Origin of the sequence: Modestobacter sp. VKM Ac-2977 (assembly GCF_026968045.1) — a bacterium.
Taxonomy (GTDB): Bacteria; Actinomycetota; Actinomycetes; order Mycobacteriales; family Geodermatophilaceae; genus Modestobacter.
In genome coordinates this window covers 75066-96669 of record NZ_JAPVBQ010000002.1, presented here as the reverse complement: position 1 = coordinate 96669, position 21604 = coordinate 75066, and the positions used below count along the sequence as shown (strand labels likewise).

Genomic DNA, 21604 nt, shown 5'->3' with positions numbered 1-21604 from the left:
CCGGCTCCCGACGCCGCAGACGTAGACCTTGGTCTGTTCCAGGGACCGACGGGCGTCCGTAGCCTCCTCCTGTGAGCGTGGCGACGGGACCGGGGTCCGCCCCCGGCGTGGAACACCCCTCGCTGGTGCCGGCCCAGCTGCTGGACGACCCGGGTGCTGCGCCCGAGCGGAGCCCGGACACCGCGTCCGGCACGGGCGGGCGCCGCCGGGTCCGCCGCTCGGTCCGTGACTGGGCGGTCGACGTCGCGGCGTTCCTCTTCGCGATCGCCTTCGGCATGGTCGTCGTGGGCGTCACGCTGAGCGAACCGGGCCCGCACCCGGATGCGCTGATCGCTGCCGACATGCTGGCCGGGTTCATCGGTTGCCTGCTGTTGTGGTGGCGGCGCCGGTGGCCGGTCGGCGTCGCCCTGGTGCTGGCGTTGATCGGCAGCTTCTCCGACATGAGCGGCGCGGCGGTGCTGATCGCGCTCTTCACGGTCGCCGTGCACCGCCGGCTCCCGGCGGTGTTGGTCCTGGCCGGGTTGAACGTCGTGTCCTTCGTCGCCTACTGCCTGCTGCGGCCGACCGAGGGCATGCCGTTGCCGCTGTTCCTCGGGTTCGGCGTCGTGTTGCTCGCCGCCGTGGTGGCCTCTGGTCTGTTCGTGCGTGCCCGCCGCCAGCTGGTGATGCAGCTGCGTGAGCGTGCGGTGCGCGCGGAGGACGAGCAGCAGCTGCGGGTGGAGCAGGCCCGGCACCTCGAGCGCACCCGGATCGCCCGTGAGATGCACGACGTGCTGGCCCACCGGCTGTCCCTGCTGAGCATGCACGCCGGGGCGCTGGAGTTCCGCCCCGACGCCCCGGCGGCCGAGGTCGCCCAGGCCGCCGGCGTGGTCCGGGCCAGCGCCCGCCAGGCGCTGGAGGACCTCCGGGAGGTCATCGGGGTGCTCCGCGACGGCGGGGACGGCGACCCGAGCACCCGCCCGCAGCCGCGGCTGGCCGACCTGCCCGCGCTGATCGAAGAGTGCCGGCGGGCCGGGGTCCGGGTGCGGGCGGAGTACCGGGTGCCCGAGCTCGGCTCGGCCCCGGCAGCCACCGGGCGCAACGCCTATCGCGTCGTCCAGGAGGGCCTGACCAACGTGCGCAAGCACGCGCCGGGCACGGTGGCCGCCGTCGTCGTCTCCGGGGGCCCGGGCACGGGCCTCACCGTGGAGGTGCGCAACCCGCCGCCGGCCGGCGGGGAGCACTCCGCGCCGCTGCCCAGCGCGGGCACCGGGCTGGTGGGCCTGCTGGAGCGGGTCAGCCTGGGCGGTGGGCACCTGGAGCACGGCTGGACGCCCGACGGGGAGTTCCGGCTGCGCGCCGACCTGCCCTGGCCGGAGCCGGCGTGAGGGAACCGGTCCGGGTCCTCGTCGTGGACGACGACCCGCTGGTGCGCGCGGCGCTGGCGATGGTGCTCGGCGGGGCGGTGGACCTGGAGCTCGTCGGCGAGGCCACCGACGGCGACGAGGTGCCGGCCGCCGTGGCGGCCAGCACCCCGGACGTCGTCCTGATGGACATCCGGATGCCGCGCACCGACGGCCTGACGGCCACCGAGCTGCTGCAGGCCCGGCCGGATGCCCCCGAGGTCATCGTGCTGACCACCTTCGACGCCGACGACCAGGTGCTCCGGGCGCTGCGCGCGGGGGCAAGCGGATTCCTGCTCAAGGACACGCCACCGGTCGCGATCCTGGAGGCCGTCCGCCGGGTGGCGGCCGGCGAGCCGATGCTCTCCCCCACCGTGACCCGTCAGCTCATCGCGCACGTCTCGGCGGTGCAGCCGGCCGGCCGGGTCGAGGACCGGCAGACCCGTGCCCGGACACGGCTCGACCTGCTCAGCGACCGGGAGCGCGAGGTCGCGCTCGCCGTCGGGCGGGGGCTGTCCAACGCCCAGATCGGCGCGGAGCTGTACCTCAGCGTGGCCACCGTCAAGGCACACGTCTCCCGGCTGCTGGTCAAGCTGGAGCTCGCCAACCGGGTGCAGATCGCGCTGCTCACCCACGACGCGGACCTGATCGGATGACGCACCAGGAGGAAGACCGATGACGAACGCTGCCGGCGGGAGCGGGACGTTCGGTCGGTTCACCGTGCTGGTGTCCGACCCGGCCTGGGCCACCGTGATCGCCCTGGCCGTGGGCCTGTGCGTCCTCGTGGCCGCGACCGCGTACGGACGACGTCGGTCCGACGACGACTGAGCGGGCTGCTGCTGATCAGCCGGCCGCGCGGCGGGCGATGAAGCCGGCGACCCCCTCCAGGTAACAGGTCAACGCGAACTGGAACTCCGCGTCCAGCTCGTCGAACGGACCTGTGCGGTCGGTGCCCCCACCGTCGACACCGGGTGGACCGCCCGATCCGAACACGCCAGCGGCGATGACCCTGCTCAGCGCCGGGAAGCGCAGCGGGTCCACCAGCCGGGCCAACGACCGCGCATACCCCTCGCCGAACGACTCCGGGTCCGCCGCGTAGCCGGCCGACAGGTCCAGGCTCAGCCGCGCCTGCCCGTGCACCAGCGGCAGCAGGCCCATGACCACCGCGAGCTTCTCCTCCTCGGCCAGGGCGGTCTCCGCCAGCGCGGCGAGTGCGCGATCCAGCCACGCGAGGTTGCGCGGCCCGGCGGGCGGCCCACTGATCGGGATGTCGCGGTACCAGGGGTGCCGTCGGATCATGGTCAGCACGTCGTGTGCCCACCGGATGAGCTGCTCCCGCCACTCCCCCGGGGCCGACTCGGTGGGTGGCTCCTCCAGCGCGGCATCCGACATGAGCAGCAGGAGCTCGTCCTTGCTCCGGACGTGCCGGTAGAGCGCCATCGTGGAGTTGCCGAGCTCGCTCGCGACCCGGGCCATCGATACGGCCGCCAGGCTCTCGGCGTCGGCGAGCCGGACCGCGGCCCGGGTGATGTCCTCGACGGTCAGCGCGGGCTTCCGCCCGCGCCGTCCGCCGCTCCGCAGGCCCCAGAGCAGCGCAACATCCTCGGGCAGCTCCCCCTCGGCGGTCATCGCCCTCCTCGCTCCGGCACCCGCACAGGGTAGGTGCGACCTCTTGCCGCACTTTCAGTGTATGTCCTACGCTGTTTCGCGTACGTCGTACGCACATACCTCTAGCCCCCAGGAGTGCCCGTGATCGTGGAAGCAGTCGGCCTGGTCAAGACCTACGGCGGCCGTCGGGTGCTCGACGGAGTCGACCTGCACGTGCCCGAAGGGAGCGTGCTGGCCCTGCTCGGACCCAACGGCGCCGGCAAGACCACCACGGTCCGCGTCCTCAGCACGCTCACCCGGCCGGACGGCGGATCGGCGCGGATCGCCGGGCACGACGTCGTCCGCGACCCGGTCGGCGTGCGGGCAGCCATCAGCCTCACCGGCCAGTTCGCGGCCGTGGACGACCGACAGACCGGCCGGGAGAACCTGGTGATGCTCGGCCGGTTGGCCCACCTGGGCCGGGCGAGAGCGAGGCAGCGGGCCGGCGAACTGCTCGAGCGCTTCGACCTCGGCGACGCCGCGCACCGCCGGGTCGGCGAGTGGTCCGGTGGCATGCGCCGACGCCTGGACCTGGCGATGAGCCTCATCTCCGCCCCCCGGGTGGTCTTCCTCGACGAGCCCACGACCGGTCTGGACCCGGCGAGCCGGGCCACCACCTGGGACGCCATCGGCGAACTCGTGGCCGCCGGCACGACCCTCGTGCTCACCACCCAGTACCTGGAGGAGGCCGACCGGCTCGCCGACCGGGTGGTGTTGATCGACGCCGGGCGGGTCTCCGCCGAGGGCACGCCGGACGCGCTCAAGACCCAGGTCGGTGGGGAACGCCTGGTGGTGCACCTGCTCGACCCGGCCGACCGGGCGGCAGCGCTGAGCGTCCTGGGCAGCGTCGGGTCGTCCGGCGCCGACCCGCACACCGTCGAGCTCCCCTCCGACGGCAGCGCCGAGCACCTGCGCCAGGTGCTCGACCGACTGCACGTCGCCGACGTCCGGCTGACGAGGGTCTCGGCCCACCGCCCGACCCTGGACGACGTCTTCCTCACCCTCACCGCCCGGGCACCACAGCCCGCACCGGTGCCTGCCTGAGTCCGTGCTGCCCACCTCGACACCGGAGCCCCCGATGACCACCGCCCTCGCCGCACCCGTCCACGGCGGCCTCCGCAATGCCGCCGGCGACGCGCTCACGTTGATCGGCCGCTGCATCCGACTGACCCGCCGGGACGCCGACACACTGGTCATGTCCATCGTGCTGCCGCTGCTGATGATGATGCTGTTCGTCTTCGTGTTCGGTGGCGCCATCACCACCGGTGGCGCCTACATCGACTACGTCGTCCCCGGCATCGTGCTGCTGTGCACCGGCTACGGCGCGGCGTCGACGGCCATGTCGGTGGCCGCCGACACCGAGAGCGGGATGGTCGACCGGCTGCGGTCGTTGCCCATCCCGGGCTGGACCGTGCTCACCGGGCACGTGGTCGCCAGCGTCACCCGCAACGCGCTGTCCACCGCCGTGGTGGTCACCGCAGCAGTGCTGATGGGCTTCCGCCCGGACGCCGGCCCGGGCGAGTGGCTCCTGGCCGTCGGGCTGTTGCTGCTCTACGTTCTCGCGCTGTCCTGGTCGGCCGCCGGCCTGGGTGTCCTGGCCTCCAGCGTGGAGTCGGCCAGCGCGTTCAGCTTCGCCATGCTCTTCCTGCCCTACCTCAGCAGCGCCTTCGTACCGACCGAGTCGATGCCCGCCGTCCTGCAGGCGGTCGCCGACCACCAGCCCATCACCCCGGTGATCGAAACGGTCCGCGGCCTGCTGACCGGCACCCCGATCGGGGACGCCGGCTGGGTGGCGCTGGGTTGGTGCACCGGCCTGCTCGCCGCGGCGGCGACCTTCGCCAGCTGGGCCTTCCGGCGCACCACCCGGGACTGACCGCTCACCGGCCGAGCGCCAGTGCGAGCGTGCGCATGCCCAGCAGGCGGGCGCCTCACTTGCGGTCGCGCCAGCGGCGTCCCTGCAGCCACCACCCCAGCCGCCGGGTCATCCAGGGCAGCAGCAGGTAGGTCATCACCGGGGTGAGGGTCAGCGTCATCACCGCCACCCGGAGGACGACGTGGGCCTCGGTCAGCAGCGCACCCAGGGTGACCGTGGCCAGCAGGTTGAGCGGGAAGAAGACCAGCCAGATGGTGACCGCCTGCTTCCACCGCGGTGGGGCGAGGGACGCGGGCAGCTCCGTCGCCGCGTCGGCCGGTGCGTCGAACCAGCCCTCGATGCCGGTGCGCCGCTCGGTGCGGGTGACCTCCGCCAGCCCCTGGGCCGACCCGAGCCACCAGCGTCGCTCCGGGCTGGCCTCCCAGGCCGTCATCGTCGCCGGTGAGTCGAAGCGGCACAGCATGTGCCACTCGTCGGCGTCGTGGCGTGGGCGGACCCAGCCACCGCCGAGGAACCCGGGGAAGTTCTCGGCCATCGTCAGTCCCGCCCGGATCCAGGCGGTCATCTCCACCGTGTGGGCCGGGTCGGCCCGCCGGGTGAAGGAGACGGTCACCGGCAGCTGCGGGGTCTCCGCGAGCGCCGGCACCGGGACAGTGCTCTCCATGGCCACAGCATCCCTGCCGCGGATGTCGCGGAGATGTCGGGTCGGTCACCGGGCGTCAGCGGCGTGGCGCTGACCTCGCGCACAGGTCCACTGGCGACGATGCCCGGGTGGACCTCGTCAGCTCGCTCTGGGAACAGGTCTCCGCGACCTCTCCCCCGCTGCCGCTCTGGCTGCTCGTCCTGACCGCGGCGCTCGCCGCTGCCGTGGTCCTCTCCCCCGCCCTGTGGCAGCGGGCCCGGCACTCGGTGACGATCGCGCACGAGGGGGCGCACGGCCTGGCCGCCCTGGTCACCGGCCGACGGTTGGCCGGCATCCGCCTGCACTCCGACACCTCCGGGGTCACCGTGTCGGCCGGCCGGCCTCGCGGCCCCGGGATGGTGCTGACCGCAGCCGCCGGCTACACCGGCCCCGGACTGTTCGGGCTGGGCGCGGCAGCGCTGCTGGCCGCCGGGTTCGCGATCGGCCTCCTGTGGGCGCTGCTGCTGTTGCTGGCCCTGCTGCTGGTGCAGATCCGCAACTGGTACGGCCTGTGGTCGGTGCTCGTCACCGGCACCCTGGTCTTCGCCGCCACCTGGTGGCTGCCCGCGGCGGGGCAGTCTGCATTCGCCGCCGGCGTCACCTGGTTCCTGCTGCTGGCAGCGCCGAAGACCGTCCTGGAGCTCCAGGCCAAGCGGCGCGCGGGCACGGCCCGGGACTCCGACGCCGACCAGCTGGCCCGGCTCACCGGGCTGCCGGGGATCGTGTGGGTCGCCGTCTTCCTGCTGGTCGACGGTGGCGCCCTGCTGCTCGGCGGCTGGTGGCTCCTCCGCGACACCACCCTCCTCTGACCCCAGTCACCACCAGGATGGCCATCGTGGTGGTGACTGGGGTCCTCCTTCAGTCGCTGGTGGGGCGGTTGCGGCGGCGGGGGGCAGCGTGCGGCGGCTGGCGCACCGGGTCGACGTCGGGGGGCGGCGGGATCTCCCGCTCCACCGTCTCGGCGGTGACCACGATCGGCTCCCCGTGGTGCGAGGTCTCCAGCGGTCCCTCTCCGTAGACCAGCCGGTAGCTGGCCTTCTCCGGGGTCACCGTGACCGACAGGCAGCTCCCCTGGAACACCACCCGGAAGCGCAGCCGGCGGATCCGGCTGGGCAACCGCGGCGCGAAGGTCAGGCGGCCGCCGTGGTCCCGCATCCCGCCGAACCCGGCGACCGCGACCATCCAGCCCCCGGCCAGCGAGGCGATGTGCAGCCCGTGCCCGCTGTTGCCGTGCAGGTTCTGCAGGTCGGTCAGGGCCGCCTCACCCCAGTAGTCGTGCGCGAGCTCCAGGTGTCCGGTCTCGGCGGCGATCACCGCCTGCACCGACGCCGACAGGGAGGAGTCCCGCACCGTCCGCGCCTCGTAGTAGGCGAAGTCGGCGATCTTCTCCTCGAGCGTGAAGGCGTCCCCCCGCAGGTGCAGGGCCATCACCAGGTCGGCCTGCTTCACGACCTGCTTGCGGTAGATGTCGAAGTAGGGGAAGTGCAGCAGCAGCGGGTACTGGTCGGGCCGGGTGCCCTCGTAGTCCCACTCCTCGTGGTGGGTGAACCCCTCGGACTGCTCGTGCACCCCGAGGTCGGCGTTGAACGGCACCCGCATGCCGTCCGCGGCACGGGCCCACAGCTCCAGCTCGTCCTCGCCCACCTGCAGCCGCGCCGCGGTCTGGGGCTGGCGGTGGGCGGCCGCGACCGCCTCCCGCAGGTTCCGCTGCGCCATCAGGTTCGTGTAGACGTTGTTGTCCACGACGGCGGTGTACTCGTCGGGCCCGGTGACGCCGTCGATCCGGAAGCCCCGGCCGTCGTCGAAGTGCCCGAGCGAGGCCCACAGCCGGGCCGTCTCGACCAGCAGCTCGGTGCCGTGGTCGCGGTCGAACTCGTCGTCCAGGGTGGCCGCGGTGTAGCGGGCGACGGCGTCGGCGATGTCGGCGTTGATGTGGAAGGCCGCCGTCCCGGCCGGCCAGTAGCCCGACGTCTCCTCCCCGCGGATGGTCCGCCACGGGAACGCGGCACCGGTGTGACCGAGCACGCGGGCCCGTTCACGGGCCAGGTCCAGGGTGGAGTGCCGCCACAGCAGCGCATCGCGCACGGCTCCGGGCGCGGTGTAGGTGAGCACGGGCAGCACGTAGGTCTCGGTGTCCCAGAACGTGTGCCCGTCGTAGCCGTCCCCGGTCAGCCCCTTGGCCGGGATCGGCTGCCGCTCGGCGCGCAGGCCCGCCTGCAGGACGTGGAACATGCCGACCCGGACCGCCTGCTGGAGCTCGTCGTCGCCCTCCACCTCGACGTCGGCCTCGTCCCAGTGCCGGTCGAGCAGCTCCCGCTGTTCCCGCACCAGCCGGTTCCAGCCGGCCAGCTTCGCGGTGGCCAGCGCCCCCTCCACCTGGTCCCGGACGGCGGCCGACGAGCGGCGGCTGGACCAGCCGTAGGCGAGGTACTTCACCAGCCGCAGCTTCGAGCCGGCCGGCAGCCGGGCGGCCAGGGTGTAGCGGGCGAGGTCCGGGGAGACCTCCAGGTCCTCGGTCGCCGAGTCGGGGACGTCGACCTCGTGGTCCATGCCGGCGGCCATCCGCAGCCGGCTGCGGGTGGTCTGGTGCACCAGGACGGCGTGCCGGCCGCGGCCCACGTGCAGCTCCGACTGCAGCGGCCGGGTCATCGCCGAGGCGGCGCGGGGGTCCCCGGACTGTGACGTGGTCACGAACTCGTTGGCCAGCAGGTCCGACTGCAGCGCGATGTAGAGGTCGCCCTGGTCGTCGGTGCACTCGACGGTGTACTCGACGGCGGCGATCGACCGCCGGGTCAGCGAGACCAGCCGGGTGCTGGTGACCCGCACCTGACGCCCGCTGGGACCCCGCCACTCGGTGGTGCGGCGCAGCAGCCCGTTGCGCAGGTCCAGCGTCCGGCGGTGGTCGATGACGTCGCCGTACTGCAGGTCCAGCGGGGTGTCCCCGACCAGCAGCCGGATCAGCTTGCCGTCGGTCACGTTGACCACGGTCTGGCCCTGCTCCGGGAAGCCGTAGCCGGCCTCGGCGTAGGGCATCGGCCGCTCCTCGAAGAAGCCGTTGAGGTAGGTGCCGGGGACGATGACCGGCTCACCCTCGTCGAGCGTGCCGCGCATCCCGATGTGCCCGTTGGCCAGGGCGAACACCGACTCGTTGACCCCCAGGGAGGCCAGGTCGACGCCGACCTCGGTCAGGGACCAGGGCTCGACCAGGAAGTGCGCGCGCCCCTCCGTCACGGGGTCTCCCCCAGCAGCTGGTCCAGGTCGGTGACGACGACGTCGGCGCCCTGCTCGCGCAGCCCGTCGGCCTGGCCCACCCGGTCGACCCCGACGACGTAGCCGAAGTCACCGGCCCGCCCGGCGGCGACCCCGGACAGGGCGTCCTCGAAGACCGCGGCCTGCGCCGGCTCGACGCCGAGGGCCCGCGCACCGGCCAGGAAGGTGTCCGGGGCCGGCTTGCCGCGCAGCCCTTCGGTGGCGGCGACCACGCCGTCGACCCGGACGTCGATGAGGTCGGCGAACCCGGCGACCGCGACCACGTGCTCCCCGTTGGCCGACGCCGTGACGACGGCGGTGGACAGGCCGGCCTCCCGCGCCGCCCGCAGGTACCGCATCGAGCCCTCGTAGACCTGCACGCCGTGCTCCTCCAGCTCGGCCATGATCAGCTGGTTCTTCCGCGTCGCGACGCCGGCCACGGTGGGCGCATCGGCGAGGTCGTCGTCACTGCCCTCGGGCAGGGTGATCCCCCGGCTGGTCAGGAAGTCGCGGACGCCGTCCTTGCGCGGCTTGCCGTCGACGTACCGGTTGTAGTCGTCGGCGCTGAACTCCGCCGCCCCCGGGTCGCGGCTGCGCAGGAACTCGTCGAAGGTCCGTTTCCAGGCAGCCTGGTGGACCTTGGCCGTCTGCGTCAGGACCCCGTCGAGGTCGAACAGGCAGGCCCGGATGTCGTCAGGGAGTCCCAGCACGCCCGACACGCTACGGCGAGATGATCCACACGACCTCTCGGGAGCCCCACCCCCGTTGCTGAGCCGTGCCCGGAGGGTGCGGCGGTCGGGGACGCGACGGGCTGGTCTCCCGTCGTTGTTGGGGATAACGGTCCATCGTCCGGTCGAGGCGCTCGCTGGGCGCCGGCGGGCGCGGCTGCCTAGGGTCGGCGAGCGGGCACCACGCCCCCGCTCGCCGGCGGGACTGCCGGGGAGCCCGACGACCCGAGGAGGACCCGGCATGGCCGGTCGACCGACCCCGCCCGACCCCTACGAGTTCCTGCCCCCCGTGCCTGCCTTCCAGGTGACCAGCGCCGACCTCACCGACGGCGAGCCGATGCCCCAGCCGCACGTCAGCGGGAAGATGGGCGTGCCCGGAGGTGAGGACCGGTCACCGCAGCTGAGCTGGTCCGGGTTCCCGGACGGGACCCGCGGCTTCGCGGTCACCGTCTACGACCCCGACGCCCCCACCGCCAGCGGCTTCTGGCACTGGGTGGTGGCCGGCCTCCCGGCCTCGGTGACCGAGCTCCCCAGCGGTGCCGCGGACGGCGGGCTGCCGGACGGTGCGGTGCAGCTGCGCAACGACGCCGGGTTCGCCGGCTACGTCGGGGCGGCCCCGCCGGCCGGGCACGGCCGGCACCGGTACTTCGTCGTCGTCCACGCACTCGACACCGACGACCTGGGCGTGCCGGCCGAGGCGAGCCCGGCCTACCTGGGGTTCAACCTGTTCAGCCACACCCTCGCCCGGGCCACCCTGGTCGCGACCTACGAGGTGCAGTGACCCGTCGTCCGGCTGGGGCGGCGGTGTTCGACCGCCTCAGCCGGACGGCCGCTCTGCCACGCAGCTGGTGGCCACCCGGGCGAAGCCCGCGCGCTCGTAGACCCGGGCCACGTCGTCGTCGCCGGCGGAGAGGAAGACCAGGTCGGCCGTCTGCCGGGCGTGCTCGACCAGGGCCGAGGTGAGCCCGGCCCCCAGCCCGCGGCCACGGAACCGGGGCAGGGTGGCCACGCCGACGACCTCGCTGATCTCGGTGCCGTCGACCTGCACCGGCTGGTGCGAGCCGATGGCGACCGGCTCGCCGTCCTCGACGGCCACCATCATCACCGTCGAGCCCGATGCGACCCGGTCGCGCAGCACCTCGGTCGGCGGGACCGCAGCCGGGCCGGGGTCGTCCCGGGCCACCTCCGGGGCGTCCCGGGGGGCGTCGCCCGCGGGTGTGCCGGCGGGCGTGGCGAACGCCAGCGCGGCCAGCCGCTGGTACAGGCCCAGCCGCGGATCGTCGGCACCCACCAGGTAAAGCTTCACCTCGCTGGGCAGCAGCACCTCGACCGGGTCATCGGCGACCAGCAGCGGCAACTCGTCGACCACCAGACCCGCTGCCCGCGCCACCGTGGCCAGGCCGCGGCAGCGATCGCCGAGCCACTCCAGCGACGCCGGTAGGCCGGCCCGCTCCTGCAGGGCGATCGCGGCCCGGACGTCGTCCACCGCGACCTCTCCCTGGAAACCGGGCCGCGGCCGGGCCGGGTGGGGCCACTCCGGCGGACCGATCGGCACCTGCAGCGCACCCACCGAGTGCACCCGGGCGTCCGTCAGCGGGGCGAGGGCGAAGTAGCGCTCGATCCGGTCGAGCAGCCCGGGCGACGACACGCCCCGGACCCTAGCGGCCCGCCGGTGGAGGACGGGCCGGCAGCCGTCTCCGACCCACCCCGTCGGGGGGCGCCCGGCAGGCAGACGGCACCATGGGCGCCGTGACGGCCGGAACGCGTGCGCAGGTCTCGCCCTTCACCGCGTTCGACCGACAGTCGTGGCGGGCGCTGGCTGCCGGCGGTGAGCTGCCCCTGGACGACGCCGACGTCCGGCAGCTGGCCACCCTGGGCGACCGGATCGACCTGGACGAGGTCTCCACCGTCTACCTGCCCCTCGCGCGGCTGCTGCACCTGCACGTCACCGCGAGCCGGCGGTTGTGGGCCGCCCAGACCCAGTTCCTCGGTGCGCGCACCGCGAAGGTCCCGTTCGTCATCGCCGTGGCCGGCAGCGTCGCCGTCGGCAAGAGCACCACCGCGCGGCTGCTGCAGGCGCTGCTGGCCGCCGCTCCGGACACCCCGCGGGTCGACCTGGTCACCACCGACGGCTTCCTGCTGCCGAACGCCGTCCTGGAGTCCCGCGGGCTGCTCGGCCGCAAGGGCTTCCCGGAGAGCTACGACCGGCGGGCGCTGCTGCGCTTCCTGGCCGACGTGAAGTCCGGCAAGCCGGCGGTCAGCGCCCCGCTGTACTCCCATCAGTCCTACGACGTGCTCCCCGACGAGCGGCAGGTCGTCGACTCCCCCGACGTGCTGGTGCTCGAGGGGCTCAACGTGCTGCAGGCCGGCGCCCGCAACGACGGCCGGGTGCCCGAGGTCTTCCTCTCGGACTTCTTCGACTTCTCCGTCTACGTCGACGCGACCGAGCACGACATCTCCCAGTGGTACGTGGAGCGCTTCCTCGCGCTGCGCCGCACGGCCTTCCAGGACTCCGGGGCGTACTTCCACCGCTTCGCCGACCTCACCGACGAGCAGGCCACGACGACGGCCCGTGGGATCTGGGAGGCGGTCAACGAGCCGAACCTGCGGCTCAACATCGCCCCCACCCGGTCCCGCGCGCGCCTGGTGCTGCAGAAGGCCGCCGACCACTCCGTGCGACGGGTGCTGCTGCGCAAGCTCTGACCGTCCGCTGTCAGGAAGTGCCGAGCACGCCGGCCGACGTCGTGAGGTCGCGTCCCCGTCCGCCGGGAGTGACGCGGCGCACACTCGGCTCCACCGCAGCGCCGCGGTCGCACCCTTCCTCGCTTCCCTGGAGTGGACCCCCCATGTGCTCGCACCCCTCGACCTGTCCCCCGCCCGCCGCGGACGGCCGCGTGCTCGCCGTGCCGCTCAGCCGCCGTCCCGAGCAGGGGTGGACGCTGCTGTGCAACGGCGTGGTCGTGTTCGACGACGACGGCGAGCTGCTCCCGGACGGTCAGGTCGTACTGACCCGCCCCTGGGCCCTGGCCGGCTCCTCCGCCGGCTGATCGGGTCGGCTCAGTCCAGGCCGGCGGCGTCGGCGGCCTGGGTGAGCAGCGTGACGAACGCGGCCTGGTCCAGGGCAGCGTCCGCGGTGCCGGTCCGGCTCAGCATGACCGCACGCGGGCCGTCGGTGACCACGCCGACCAGCATCGAGACCGTGCCGACCGAGTGGGTCATCGTGACCGCCAGCCCGGCGGCAGAGTCCCCACGCTCCGGTACGTCCAGCGCCGACAGGCCGATCTCGACCTGCATCCCCCAGGGCGCGTCGACGGTCGCGTCCGCGCAGGCCTGGACGAGCTGGTCGACCGGCAGCTCCAGCCCCTCGACGGCCGGCCCCTCGGCGACCACCTGGAACGTGCGCTGCTGATCGGTGGCGGCCACCTGGGCCGCGACCGCCGGCATCTCCTCGTCCTCGCGCGTCGGCAGGGCGGCCAGCGCATCAGCGCACGCGGCCGGCTCGACCGTCGGCTCCACGGCAGTGCCGTCCGCGTCGGTGCCGTCCGCGTCGGTGCCGTCCGCGTCGGTGCCGTCCGCGTCGCCCCACCTGTGGTGGCCGCCCCAGCCGTGGCCGCCCCAGCCGCGGTGGTCGCCCCAGCCGCGGTGGTCGCCCCACGACCCGTCCCCCGGCCACCCCGACCCCGACCACGGCCCGACCCACTCCGACGGGAGCTGGAGCACCGTGGCGTCCGGGCCGAACGCCGACTCGGGCAGCAGTGCGCCGGCCAGCTCCTCCGCGACGGCCTCGTCGGCGGCCGGCGCGACGCTATCGGTCGCTGCCGCCTCGCTGACCGCGGTGGGGCCGGCGGCGCCCAGCTGGCTCGCACAGGAGGTCAGCACCGCCGTCCCGACGAGCACTACCACACCGACCGACGACCGACGCACCAGGGTCCCCATGCACGGGGATGGTGCACCTCCCGAGCCGCGCCGTCGACCCCTTCCCGGCGTGTCAGGACCGGGCGCCCACCACGTCCTGCACCGTCCCCAGGTCATCGGGGTCCCCGTCGGCGCGGGCAGGCTCGGTCGCCACCGGCGGGTGCGGCTCCGCGGGCTCCTCGAACGCCTCCGGCGCCGGGCAGGAGCAGACCAGGTTGCGGTCGCCGTAGGCCCCGTCGATGCGCCGCACCGGCGCCAGGTAGCCGCGCCCGACCAGCCCCGGGACCGGGTACACGGCCGCCTCGCGCGAGTACGGGCGGTCCCACTCCCCCGCCAGCATCTTCAGCGTGTGCGGGGCGTTGCGCAGCGGGTTGTCCTCGCGGTCGTACTCGCCGGTGGCGACCTGCTCGATCTCCCCGCGGATGTGCACCATCGCCTCGACGAACCGGTCCAGCTCGGCCTTGTCCTCGCTCTCGGTCGGCTCGACCATCAGCGTGCCGGCCACCGGGAAGCTCATCGTCGGCGCGTGGAAGCCCAGGTCGATCAGCCGCTTGGCGATGTCGTCGTTGGTCACACCGGTGGCCTTGGTGAGCGGCCGGATGTCCAGGATGCACTCGTGCGCCACCAGGCCGGTGGCACCGGTGTAGAGCACCGGGTACTGCGGCCGCAGCCGCTCGGCGACGTAGTTGGCCGCCAGGATCGCCTGCTCGGTGGCCTGGAGGAGCCCGTCGGGGCCCATCAGCCGCAGGTAGGCCCAGGAGATCGGCAGGATCCCCGCCGAGCCCCAGGGGGCACCGGAGATCGCCGGGCCGCTGCCCCCGGTCTCCACCAGCGGGTGGCCGGGCAGGAAGGGCACCAGGTGCTCCCGGACGCCGATCGGCCCCACGCCGGGGCCGCCGCCGCCGTGCGGGATGCAGAACGTCTTGTGCAGGTTGAGGTGGCTGACGTCGGAACCGAACCGGCCCGGCTTGGCCAGCCCGACCAGGGCGTTGAGGTTCGCGCCGTCGACGTAGACCTGGCCGCCGGCGTCGTGCACCGCCGCACAGATCTCCTGCACCTCCACCTCGAACACCCCGTGGGTGGACGGGTAGGTGATCATGATCGCGGCGAGCCGCTCGGCGTGGGTGCCGACCTTGGCCCGCAGGTCGGCGAGGTCGACGTTGCCGGCCTCGTCGCAGGCCACCACGACCACCCGCATGCCGGCCATGACGGCGCTGGCCGCGTTGGTGCCGTGCGCCGAGGACGGGATGAGGCACACGTCGCGCTCGACGTCACCGCGGCTGTGGTGGTACGCGCGGATGGCCATCAGGCCGGCGAACTCGCCTTGCGACCCGGCGTTGGGCTGCACGCTGACCGCGGCGTACCCGGTGACCTCGGCGAGCCCGTCGCACAGCTCCTGGATCAGCTGGGCGTACCCGCGGGCCTGCTCGACCGGTGCGAAGGGGTGCAGGCCGGCGAACTCCGGCCAGGTGATCGCAGCCATCTCGGTGGCGGCGTTGAGCTTCATGGTGCACGAGCCCAGCGGGATCATCGTGCGGTCCAGCGCGAGGTCCTTGTCCGAGAGCCGACGCAGGTAGCGCAGCATCGCCGTCTCCGACCGGTGCTCGGCGAAGACCGGGTGGGTGAGGAACGGGGTGCGCCGGCGGAGGGCTGCCGGGAGCGCATCGGCCCCGGCGTCGTCCAGTGCGGTGTCGTCCGGGGCCACGCCGAACGCCTCGGCGACCAGCCGCAGGACGGCGGGTGTCGTCGTCTCGTCGCAGGCGATCGCCACGGCGTCGTCGTCGACCAGGCGCAGGTTCACCCGGCGGGCGGCCGCGGCCGCCACCACCTCGGCGGCCCGGCCGGGCACCGCGACGACGACGGTGTCGAAGAAGTGCTCGTGCACCACGGTGAGGCCACCGGCGCGCAGCCAGCCGGCCAGCACCTGCGCGGTGCGGTGCACCCGGGCGGCGATCGCGGTGAGCCCCTCGGCCCCGTGGTAGACGGCGTAGGCGCCGGCCATGACGGCGAGCAGCACCTGGGCGGTGCAGATGTTGCTGGTGGCCTTCTCCCGGCGGATGTGCTGCTCGCGGGTCTGCAGCGCCAGCCGGTAGGCCACGTCACCGTCGGCGTCGACCGAGACCCCCACCAGCCGACCGGGGAGCTGGCGGGCCAGGCCCTCGCGCACCGACAGGTACCCGGCGTGCGGACCGCCGTAGCCCATCGGCACGCCGAAGCGTTGGGTGGTGCCACAGGCGACGTCGGCGCCCCACTCCCCCGGCGCCTCCAGCAGGGTGAGGGCGAGCAGGTCGGCGGCGACCACGACGGCGGCACCGGCCGCGTGCGCGGCCGCGGCCAGCTCGCGGTGGTCCCGGACCGCGCCGCTGGCGCCCGGGTAGGCCAGCAGCACACCGAAGGCCCCGGCCTCCGGGAGGTCGGTGGGCCAGCCGGCGGAGAGGTCGGCCACGTGCAGGCCGATGCCCAGCGGCTCGGCACGGGTGCGCAGCACGGCCAGGGTCTGCGGCAGCGTGTCGGCGTCGACGACGAAGACGGCGTCGGCCTTCGCCCGTCCGGCCCGGCGCACCAGCGTCATCGCCTCCGCCGCGGCGGTGGCCTCGTCCAGCATCGAGGCGCCGGCGACCGGCAGACCGGTGAGGTCGGCGACCATCGTCTGGAAGTTGATCAGCGCCTCGAGGCGGCCCTGACTGATCTCCGGCTGGTAGGGCGTGTACGCGGTGTACCAGGCAGGGTTCTCCAAGATGTTCCGCTGGATGACCGCCGGGGTGATCGTGTCGCTGTAGCCGAGCCCGATCATCGAGGTGAACACCTCGTTGGCCGCCGCTCGCTCCCGCAGCTGCGCCAGCACCGTCGCCTCGTCGGCGGCCGCCGGCAGGTCCAGCGGGGTGCGGTCGCGCACGCCCTCCGGCACGCAGGCATCGGCCAGCGAGGCGAGCGAGTCGTGGCCGAGGACCTCGAGCATCGCGGCGGTGTCCGCGGGGCGGGGGCCGATGTGCCGGGCCGCGAACGACCCGCTCGTCGACAGCGCGGAGAGCGCGGGGAGCGACCCGGTCAGGGGTGCGGGATCAGAACCAGGAGTCCGGTCGGCCACTGCTGGGACGGTACCAGCGCGCTATCACCGGTCCGGGCCGTCCAGGCCGAGGTGGACCGGCCACGTCCGCGCCGGGTCGAGCCCGCGCCGGAGCAGGCCCTCCCGGGGGTCGAGCCGCACTGCGCAGGGTCGAGCCGCGTGCGCCTGCGGCTCAACCCTGCACCACGAGGGTCGAGCCGCGCCGGGACGGGAGCCGAGAGGGCCCGTGGGCAGCCAGGGTCTGACCCGGGCCGAGGCCGTCGGGGTGTGGCCTAGGCCGAGGCGGCGCGGCGGCGGCGGCGGGCGGACAGCTCGTCGTCGGCGACGGAGCCGCCCCCGTCCAGTCGCTCGGCCGGCAGCTCCGCGAGCTCACCGGAGAGCTCCCGGAGGGCGCCGGAGACGGCGATGCCGAAGACGCCCTGCCCGCCGGCGAGGAGGTCGACGACCTCCTCGGCCGAGGTGCACTCGTAGACGGTGGCGCCGTCGGAGAGCAGCGTGATGTTGGCGAGGTCCTTGACGCCGCGGGTGCGCAGGTGGTCGACGGCCTTGCGGATGTTCTGCAGGGAGACGCCGGTGTCCAGCAGCCGCTTCACGACCTTGAGCACCAGGATGTCGCGGAACGAGTAGAGCCGCTGCGTGCCCGACCCGGTGGCGGTCCGCACGGACGGCGCGACAAGGCCGGTGCGCGCCCAGTAGTCCAGCTGCCGGTAGGTGATGCCGGCGGCGGCGCACGCCGTCGGGCCGCGGTAGCCGACGACGTCGGTGTCGACCTCGTCGTAGGAGGGGACGCCCACCGCTGCGTCGCTGAACAGCTGACCCTGTGAACCGTTGTCCTGGTCGCTCACGGGCACTCCTCGCTGGCGCTCATCTGCCGCGGTCGCGGCGTTGCTGGGTTCGTGCCGTCGATCGCGGGCCCGCTCACTCCAGCGCCTCCTCGACTCCGGCACCCAGCACCTGGGCCGTTCCCGTGTTCTCGCTGGGAACGATCACGGGCGCGACTCAGGGACTTCCACGCACGTGATTCGCTGACCGTAGGCCGGGGCCGGGACAGGGTCAACCGAGGAACCCGGCGTGTCGCTGCACTCACCCGTGCGGGTGGTCCGGGGAGCCGGCGGCTCAGCTGCCGCCGGAGCCCGACCCGGCGCCGAAGTCCTCGGGGCTGATGTTGTCCAGGAACTCGCGGAACTTCTCCACCTCGTCCTCCTGCTCGTCGGGGATCTCGATCCCGACCTCGTCGAGCAGTGCCTCGGCGCCGTAGATGGGCGCACCGGTGCGGACGGCGAGGGCGACGGCGTCGGACGGGCGGGCGCTCACCGTGCGCTCGTCGCCGAACTGCAGCTCGGCCAGGTAGATGCCGTCCCGCATCTCGGTGATGTGCACCGCCTCCAGCGTGGCGCCGAGGGCCGTGACCACCTCGCGCAGCAGGTCGTGGGTCATCGGCCGGGCCGGCCGGACGCCCTGCTGTTCGAAGGCGATCGCCGCGGCCTCGGTGGCGCCGATCCAGATCGGCAGGTACCGCTCGCCCTGGGTCTCCTTGAGCAGCAGGATGGGCTGGTTGCCGGGCAGCTCCACCCGGACGCCGACGACTCTGAGCTCCTGCACGTCTGGCTCCCCTCCGCTGACTTCCCCGTGGTCATCCGCCGGCTCCCGGACCGTCCACCGCAGGGCGGCCGACCGGTGCACCGGGGGGTGCCCGCACCCCCGCAACGGTACGCCAGGGGTCAGCCGCCGAGGACCTCGCGCAGGCGCGACTCCAGCAGCCCGCCGTGCAGTTGTGCCGACAGCGCGGCCAGCTCCTGGAGCTGCTCACCGGCCCGGGCACGCGCCTCCTCGGAGCGGGCCAGCAGCACCGGGGCCACCAGCTGCTCCAGCAGGGCGGCCTCCCGCTCCGCCGCCGTCCGGTACACCCGCAGGTGCCGCGGCTCGATGCCGTGCCGGGCCAGGCCGGCGACGGCGCGGCCCACGGGCAGGTCGGTGACGCGGTGCCGGCCCTGGGAGTCGGCGTTGAGCAGTCCGAACTGGACGCAGTCGGCCAGCTGGGCCTCCGTCAGGCCGGCGGCCGCAGCGAACTCGGGGCCCGGCAGGGGTGCCGTCCCGACCGGCTGGCCGGCCACCCCGCCGGTGGTCGCACTGCCGGGGACCGGCTCGCCCCGGTCCAGGGCGTCCAGGTGCTCCTTGATGACCCGCAACGGCAGGTACTGGTCCCGCTGCGCGGCCAGCACGTACCGGAGTCGGGCGACGTCGGCGACGGAGAACTTCCGGTAGCCCGACGGCGTCCGCTGCGGGTGGACCAGCTCCTCGGACTCGAGGTAGCGGATCTTGCTGATCGTGACGTCCGGGAAGTCGCCGCGCAGGGCGGACAGCACCTCGCCGATGGTGAACCGGGGCCTGGTGTCAGCAGTGTCCCTGGCGTCCGCGGCGTCTCTGCTGTCAGCGGCGTCCCGGGCGTCGGCGGTGTCCCGGTCAGCGCGGGGGCTGGGCTGGGGCACCGCCGTCATGACCGGCGTCCGCTCTCGGCCGGCTCCGTGCACGACGTGGCGGTCATGCGCCGGCCGGCTCGCCCGTCCGCGGCCCGGTCAGGTAGACCAGGCGGAACTTGCCGATCTGGACCTCGTCGCCGCCGGCGAGGGAGGCCACGTCGACCGGCTCGCGGTTGACGTAGGTGCCGTTGAGGCTGCCCACGTCGTGGACGGTGAACCCGCCACCCTCGCGGTGGAACTCCACGTGCCGGCGGCTGACCGTCACGTCGTCGAGGAAGATGTCGCTGTCCGGGTGCCGGCCGGCGGTGGTGACCTCCTGGTCGAGCAGGAAGCGGCTGCCCGCGTTCGGGCCGCGCTTCACGACCAACAGCGCGGACCCGGCCGGCAGCGACTCGACGGCGCCGGCGTGCGCGTCCGCAGTCGACTCGGCGACCTCGGCCTGCTCACCGGAGTCCTCACCGCCGACCTTGGGGATGATGCTGGTCGACTCGCCGACCCGCTCGGGGCTCAGCGCCGCCCCGCACTGCGCGCAGAAGCGGCTGCCCTCTGGGTTCTGGTGGCCACATCGAGTGCAGAGCACGTCTGTCTCCTCCGGTGCAGGCGGCACCGCCGCGGGCCTGGTGGTACGGGCCGCGGTCGGCCGGCGGACGACGGACCGGTCGGCCCGTCGTAGGTCGGCCGCCGCAGGATCGCGGTCGGGCCGGGGGTCATGGAACCAGCGGCCGACCCGAGGGTCAACCGCACGTACAGGGTGAGGGTCGGACGCTGTGGAGCGCACGGCCGACCGTCGCAGTGATGATAGTGATCGACGACCACCCCGATCGGACGGCGGGGGGCCAGCGCCGTGACGGGCCGATCCGGTGGGGGCCGACTCAGGACGACTGGACGACCGCCTGGTACGCCGCGGCGTCCAGCAGCGCCGCGGTGGGGTCGCCGTCCTCCCCGGTCACCTGGACCTCGACCAGCCAGCCGGCGCCGTAGGGGTCGCTGTTGACCGTCTCCGGAGCGTCGGTCAGGGCCTCGTTCACCGCCGAGACGACGCCGGCCACCGGCGAGTAGACGTCGGAGACGGACTTGGTGGACTCGACCTCACCGATCGGGTTGCCGGGGGCCACCTCCGCGCCCACCTCGGGCAGCTGGACGAACACGATGTCCCCCAGCGCGTCCTGGGCGTGATCGGTGATCCCGACCCGGACCACCGTCACCGCACCCTCGGCGGCCTGGACCAGCGCCCACTCGTGCTGGTCGGTGTAACGGCGGTCATCGGGTGTGGTCATGCGGCATCTCCAAGCAGTCGCGGAACGGGTTCTCGGCCCCCGTGCAGGGGCCCGGGCGGAGCGCCAGCGAGGTCCGGGGGCACCGAGGTCCTTCCTCAGTCCCCCTCGGCCGGCTCAGCGTATTGAGGCGTGTCCAGTGGCCGCAACGCGTCCACCACGACGTCCTGGGAGGGGCTGATGGCCACGTCGCCCCGGCGCTGGTTGACCACCGCGGAGACCCCGCCCGGGATGCTGAGGGCGGTGGCCATGTCCTCGGGCGAGCCGATGACCCGGATCGTGTAGGGGGCCTCCACCGGCTCGCCGTCGATCTCCAGGGCACCGGGCTCGCCGGTGATGGCGCTGCTCACGCCGATCCGGACGCCGTCGATCTGCATCGTCTCCGCGCCGGCGCCGCGCAGCTCCTGGATGGCGTTGAGCACGACACCGGCGGTGACCCGGTCGACGGGGTCGCGGATGACCACCTCGAGCCCGGGACCGCGCGCGGCGACGGTGCCGTTGAGGATGCCGAGCGCCTCGGCTCGCTGCTCGGCCTCCGCCAGCGCGGCGGCCGCGGCGCTGTCGGAGCTGCCCAGCTGGGCCAGCGCCGTCCGCTGGTCCTGGATCTCCTGACGGAGCCGGTCCTCCCGAGCGGAGAGGTCGTCGAGGATGCGGACGAGGTCCTCCTCGCGCAGGCCGGCCAGCTGCGCGTCGGTGTCGGTGCTGCGCACCTGCACCGCGAAGGCGAAGCCCAGCAGCAGGGTCAGCACGCCGATGAGCAGGGCCGCCAGCGGATCGCGACGCCGACGTCCGGCCACCGGTGTGGCCCCGGTGCCGTCCACATCGTCCGACGGGCCGGCCGGCTCCTGCTCCCCCACGCCGTCGGCATCGGGGGCGCCCGTCTCGGGGGCCCCTGCCGCAGAGGAGCCCGTCCCAGGGGCGTCGGCCTCGGGGGACGCGGCGTCGGACCGGCGACCGGCGGTCGGCTCCTCGCTCATGCGCGGAACAGGTGCCGGCGGATCGCCGCGGCGTTGCCGAAGATGCGGATGCCGAGCACCACCACCACGGCGGTGGACAGTTGCGCGCCGACCCCGAGCTGGTCACCGAGGAAGACGATCAGCGCTGCGACGACGACGTTGGAGACGAAGGAGACGACGAAGACCTTGGCGTCGAAGATCCGGTCGAAGCGCGCCCGCACCCCGCCGAAGACCGCGTCCAGCGCTGCGACCACCGCGATCGGCAGGTAGGGCTGCAGCCAGAGCGGGACGCTGGGGTCGAGCAACAGCCCCAGCACCACGCCGACTGCGAGTCCGAGGATCGGGATCACG

General features: G+C 73.9%; 23 protein-coding genes. 9 read left to right on the top strand and 14 right to left on the bottom strand.

Annotated features, from left to right (window positions below):
- The first annotated feature begins 71 nt into the window (after positions 1 to 71).
- From O2V63_RS08090 to O2V63_RS08080, 3 genes are read left to right on the top strand one after another with little or no spacing between them, the layout of a single operon-like run.
- Positions 72 to 1367: a histidine kinase gene (locus O2V63_RS08090; RefSeq protein WP_269167031.1), complete on the top strand. Its 1296-nt coding sequence runs from the start codon at positions 72 to 74 to the stop codon at positions 1365 to 1367.
- Positions 1364 to 2038: a response regulator gene (locus tag O2V63_RS08085; RefSeq protein WP_269167030.1), complete on the top strand. Its 675-nt coding sequence runs from the start codon at positions 1364 to 1366 to the stop codon at positions 2036 to 2038. Before O2V63_RS08090 ends, O2V63_RS08085 begins: the two co-directional genes overlap by 4 nt.
- 19 nt (positions 2039 to 2057) lie before the next feature.
- Positions 2058 to 2210 carry a hypothetical protein gene (locus O2V63_RS08080; protein WP_269167029.1) on the top strand — a complete coding sequence of 51 codons (153 nt, stop codon included), beginning with the start codon at positions 2058 to 2060 and terminating at the stop codon, positions 2208 to 2210.
- 15 nt (positions 2211 to 2225) lie between these two features.
- Here O2V63_RS08080 and O2V63_RS08075 read toward each other — a convergent pair whose 3' ends face one another.
- Positions 2226 to 3011, bottom strand: a complete 786-nt coding sequence (locus tag O2V63_RS08075) for a TetR/AcrR family transcriptional regulator (RefSeq protein ID WP_269167028.1) — start codon at positions 3009 to 3011, stop codon at positions 2226 to 2228.
- A 120-nt stretch (positions 3012 to 3131) separates the two neighbouring features.
- Here O2V63_RS08075 and O2V63_RS08070 point away from each other — a divergent pair, with 120 nt between their 5' ends.
- Together O2V63_RS08070 and O2V63_RS08065 are read left to right on the top strand one after the other, a co-directional pair.
- Positions 3132 to 4073: an ATP-binding cassette domain-containing protein gene (locus O2V63_RS08070; protein ID WP_269167027.1), complete on the top strand. Its 942-nt coding sequence runs from the start codon at positions 3132 to 3134 to the stop codon at positions 4071 to 4073.
- A 34-nt stretch (positions 4074 to 4107) separates the two neighbouring features.
- Positions 4108 to 4902, top strand: coding sequence for an ABC transporter permease (locus O2V63_RS08065; protein ID WP_269167026.1), 795 nt, complete (start codon positions 4108 to 4110; stop codon positions 4900 to 4902).
- Between the two features lie 55 nt (positions 4903 to 4957).
- Here O2V63_RS08065 and O2V63_RS08060 read toward each other — a convergent pair whose 3' ends face one another.
- Positions 4958 to 5566 (bottom strand): antibiotic biosynthesis monooxygenase, encoded by a 609-nt coding sequence (locus tag O2V63_RS08060; protein WP_269167025.1) that lies wholly within the window; start codon positions 5564 to 5566, stop codon positions 4958 to 4960.
- A gap of 107 nt (positions 5567 to 5673) precedes the next feature.
- On the opposite strand from O2V63_RS08060, the gene O2V63_RS08055 reads away from it, so the two are divergent.
- Positions 5674 to 6393, top strand: a complete 720-nt coding sequence (locus tag O2V63_RS08055; RefSeq protein ID WP_269167024.1) for a M50 family metallopeptidase — start codon at positions 5674 to 5676, stop codon at positions 6391 to 6393.
- Positions 6394 to 6442: 49 nt separating this feature from the next.
- Here the strand turns inward: O2V63_RS08055 and O2V63_RS08050 are convergent, their stop codons facing one another.
- Together O2V63_RS08050 and O2V63_RS08045 are read right to left on the bottom strand one after the other, a co-directional pair.
- Positions 6443 to 8815 (bottom strand): glycoside hydrolase family 65 protein, encoded by a 2373-nt coding sequence (locus O2V63_RS08050; RefSeq protein WP_269167023.1) that lies wholly within the window; start codon positions 8813 to 8815, stop codon positions 6443 to 6445.
- Positions 8812 to 9543: an HAD family hydrolase gene (locus O2V63_RS08045; RefSeq protein ID WP_269167022.1), complete on the bottom strand. Its 732-nt coding sequence runs from the start codon at positions 9541 to 9543 to the stop codon at positions 8812 to 8814. Before O2V63_RS08045 ends, O2V63_RS08050 begins: the two co-directional genes overlap by 4 nt.
- Positions 9544 to 9802: 259 nt before the next feature.
- Here O2V63_RS08045 and O2V63_RS08040 point away from each other — a divergent pair, with 259 nt between their 5' ends.
- Positions 9803 to 10342, top strand: a complete 540-nt coding sequence (locus tag O2V63_RS08040) for a YbhB/YbcL family Raf kinase inhibitor-like protein (RefSeq protein ID WP_269167021.1) — start codon at positions 9803 to 9805, stop codon at positions 10340 to 10342.
- Positions 10343 to 10378: 36 nt separating this feature from the next.
- Here O2V63_RS08040 and O2V63_RS08035 read toward each other — a convergent pair whose 3' ends face one another.
- Positions 10379 to 11209, bottom strand: a complete 831-nt coding sequence (locus tag O2V63_RS08035) for a GNAT family N-acetyltransferase (RefSeq protein ID WP_269167020.1) — start codon at positions 11207 to 11209, stop codon at positions 10379 to 10381.
- Positions 11210 to 11301: 92 nt separating this feature from the next.
- Here O2V63_RS08035 and coaA point away from each other — a divergent pair, with 92 nt between their 5' ends.
- The gene (gene coaA / locus O2V63_RS08030; RefSeq protein ID WP_269167019.1) at positions 11302 to 12264 is read left to right on the top strand and encodes a type I pantothenate kinase; all 963 of its coding nucleotides are present in this window, start codon (positions 11302 to 11304) and stop codon (positions 12262 to 12264) included.
- Between the two features lie 143 nt (positions 12265 to 12407).
- A complete protein-coding gene (locus O2V63_RS08025; protein WP_269167018.1) occupies positions 12408 to 12608 on the top strand; it encodes a DUF5999 family protein in 201 nt (66 codons plus the stop codon).
- Positions 12609 to 12618: 10 nt separating this feature from the next.
- On the opposite strand, the gene O2V63_RS08020 is transcribed toward O2V63_RS08025, so the two are convergent.
- The 9 genes from O2V63_RS08020 to O2V63_RS07980 form a co-directional block, all read right to left on the bottom strand.
- Positions 12619 to 13497: a hypothetical protein gene (locus tag O2V63_RS08020; RefSeq protein ID WP_269167017.1), complete on the bottom strand. Its 879-nt coding sequence runs from the start codon at positions 13495 to 13497 to the stop codon at positions 12619 to 12621.
- 52 nt (positions 13498 to 13549) lie between these two features.
- Positions 13550 to 16564 (bottom strand): aminomethyl-transferring glycine dehydrogenase, encoded by a 3015-nt coding sequence (gcvP, locus tag O2V63_RS08015; protein ID WP_269167016.1) that lies wholly within the window; start codon positions 16562 to 16564, stop codon positions 13550 to 13552.
- A gap of 251 nt (positions 16565 to 16815) precedes the next feature.
- Positions 16816 to 17388, bottom strand: coding sequence for a MerR family transcriptional regulator (locus tag O2V63_RS08010; RefSeq protein ID WP_063124211.1), 573 nt, complete (start codon positions 17386 to 17388; stop codon positions 16816 to 16818).
- Positions 17389 to 17659: 271 nt separating this feature from the next.
- On the bottom strand, positions 17660 to 18145 hold the full coding sequence (locus O2V63_RS08005) for a bifunctional nuclease family protein (protein WP_036332790.1): 486 nt from the start codon (positions 18143 to 18145) through the stop codon (positions 17660 to 17662).
- Between the two features lie 119 nt (positions 18146 to 18264).
- Complete coding sequence (gene ftsR, locus O2V63_RS08000; protein ID WP_269167015.1) at positions 18265 to 19041, bottom strand: transcriptional regulator FtsR; 777 nt, start codon at positions 19039 to 19041, stop codon at positions 18265 to 18267.
- 43 nt (positions 19042 to 19084) lie between these two features.
- A complete protein-coding gene (odhI, locus tag O2V63_RS07995; protein ID WP_036332588.1) occupies positions 19085 to 19603 on the bottom strand; it encodes an oxoglutarate dehydrogenase inhibitor Odhl in 519 nt (172 codons plus the stop codon).
- Positions 19604 to 19895: 292 nt separating this feature from the next.
- Positions 19896 to 20300 carry a glycine cleavage system protein GcvH gene (gene gcvH, locus O2V63_RS07990; RefSeq protein ID WP_269167014.1) on the bottom strand — a complete coding sequence of 135 codons (405 nt, stop codon included), beginning with the start codon at positions 20298 to 20300 and terminating at the stop codon, positions 19896 to 19898.
- 95 nt (positions 20301 to 20395) lie between these two features.
- The gene (locus O2V63_RS07985; protein WP_269167013.1) at positions 20396 to 21274 is read right to left on the bottom strand and encodes a DUF881 domain-containing protein; all 879 of its coding nucleotides are present in this window, start codon (positions 21272 to 21274) and stop codon (positions 20396 to 20398) included.
- Positions 21271 to 21603, bottom strand: coding sequence for a small basic family protein (locus O2V63_RS07980; protein ID WP_036332584.1), 333 nt, complete (start codon positions 21601 to 21603; stop codon positions 21271 to 21273). The genes O2V63_RS07985 and O2V63_RS07980 overlap by 4 nt, the downstream gene beginning before the upstream one ends.
- Between the last annotated feature and the right edge of the window lies 1 nt (position 21604).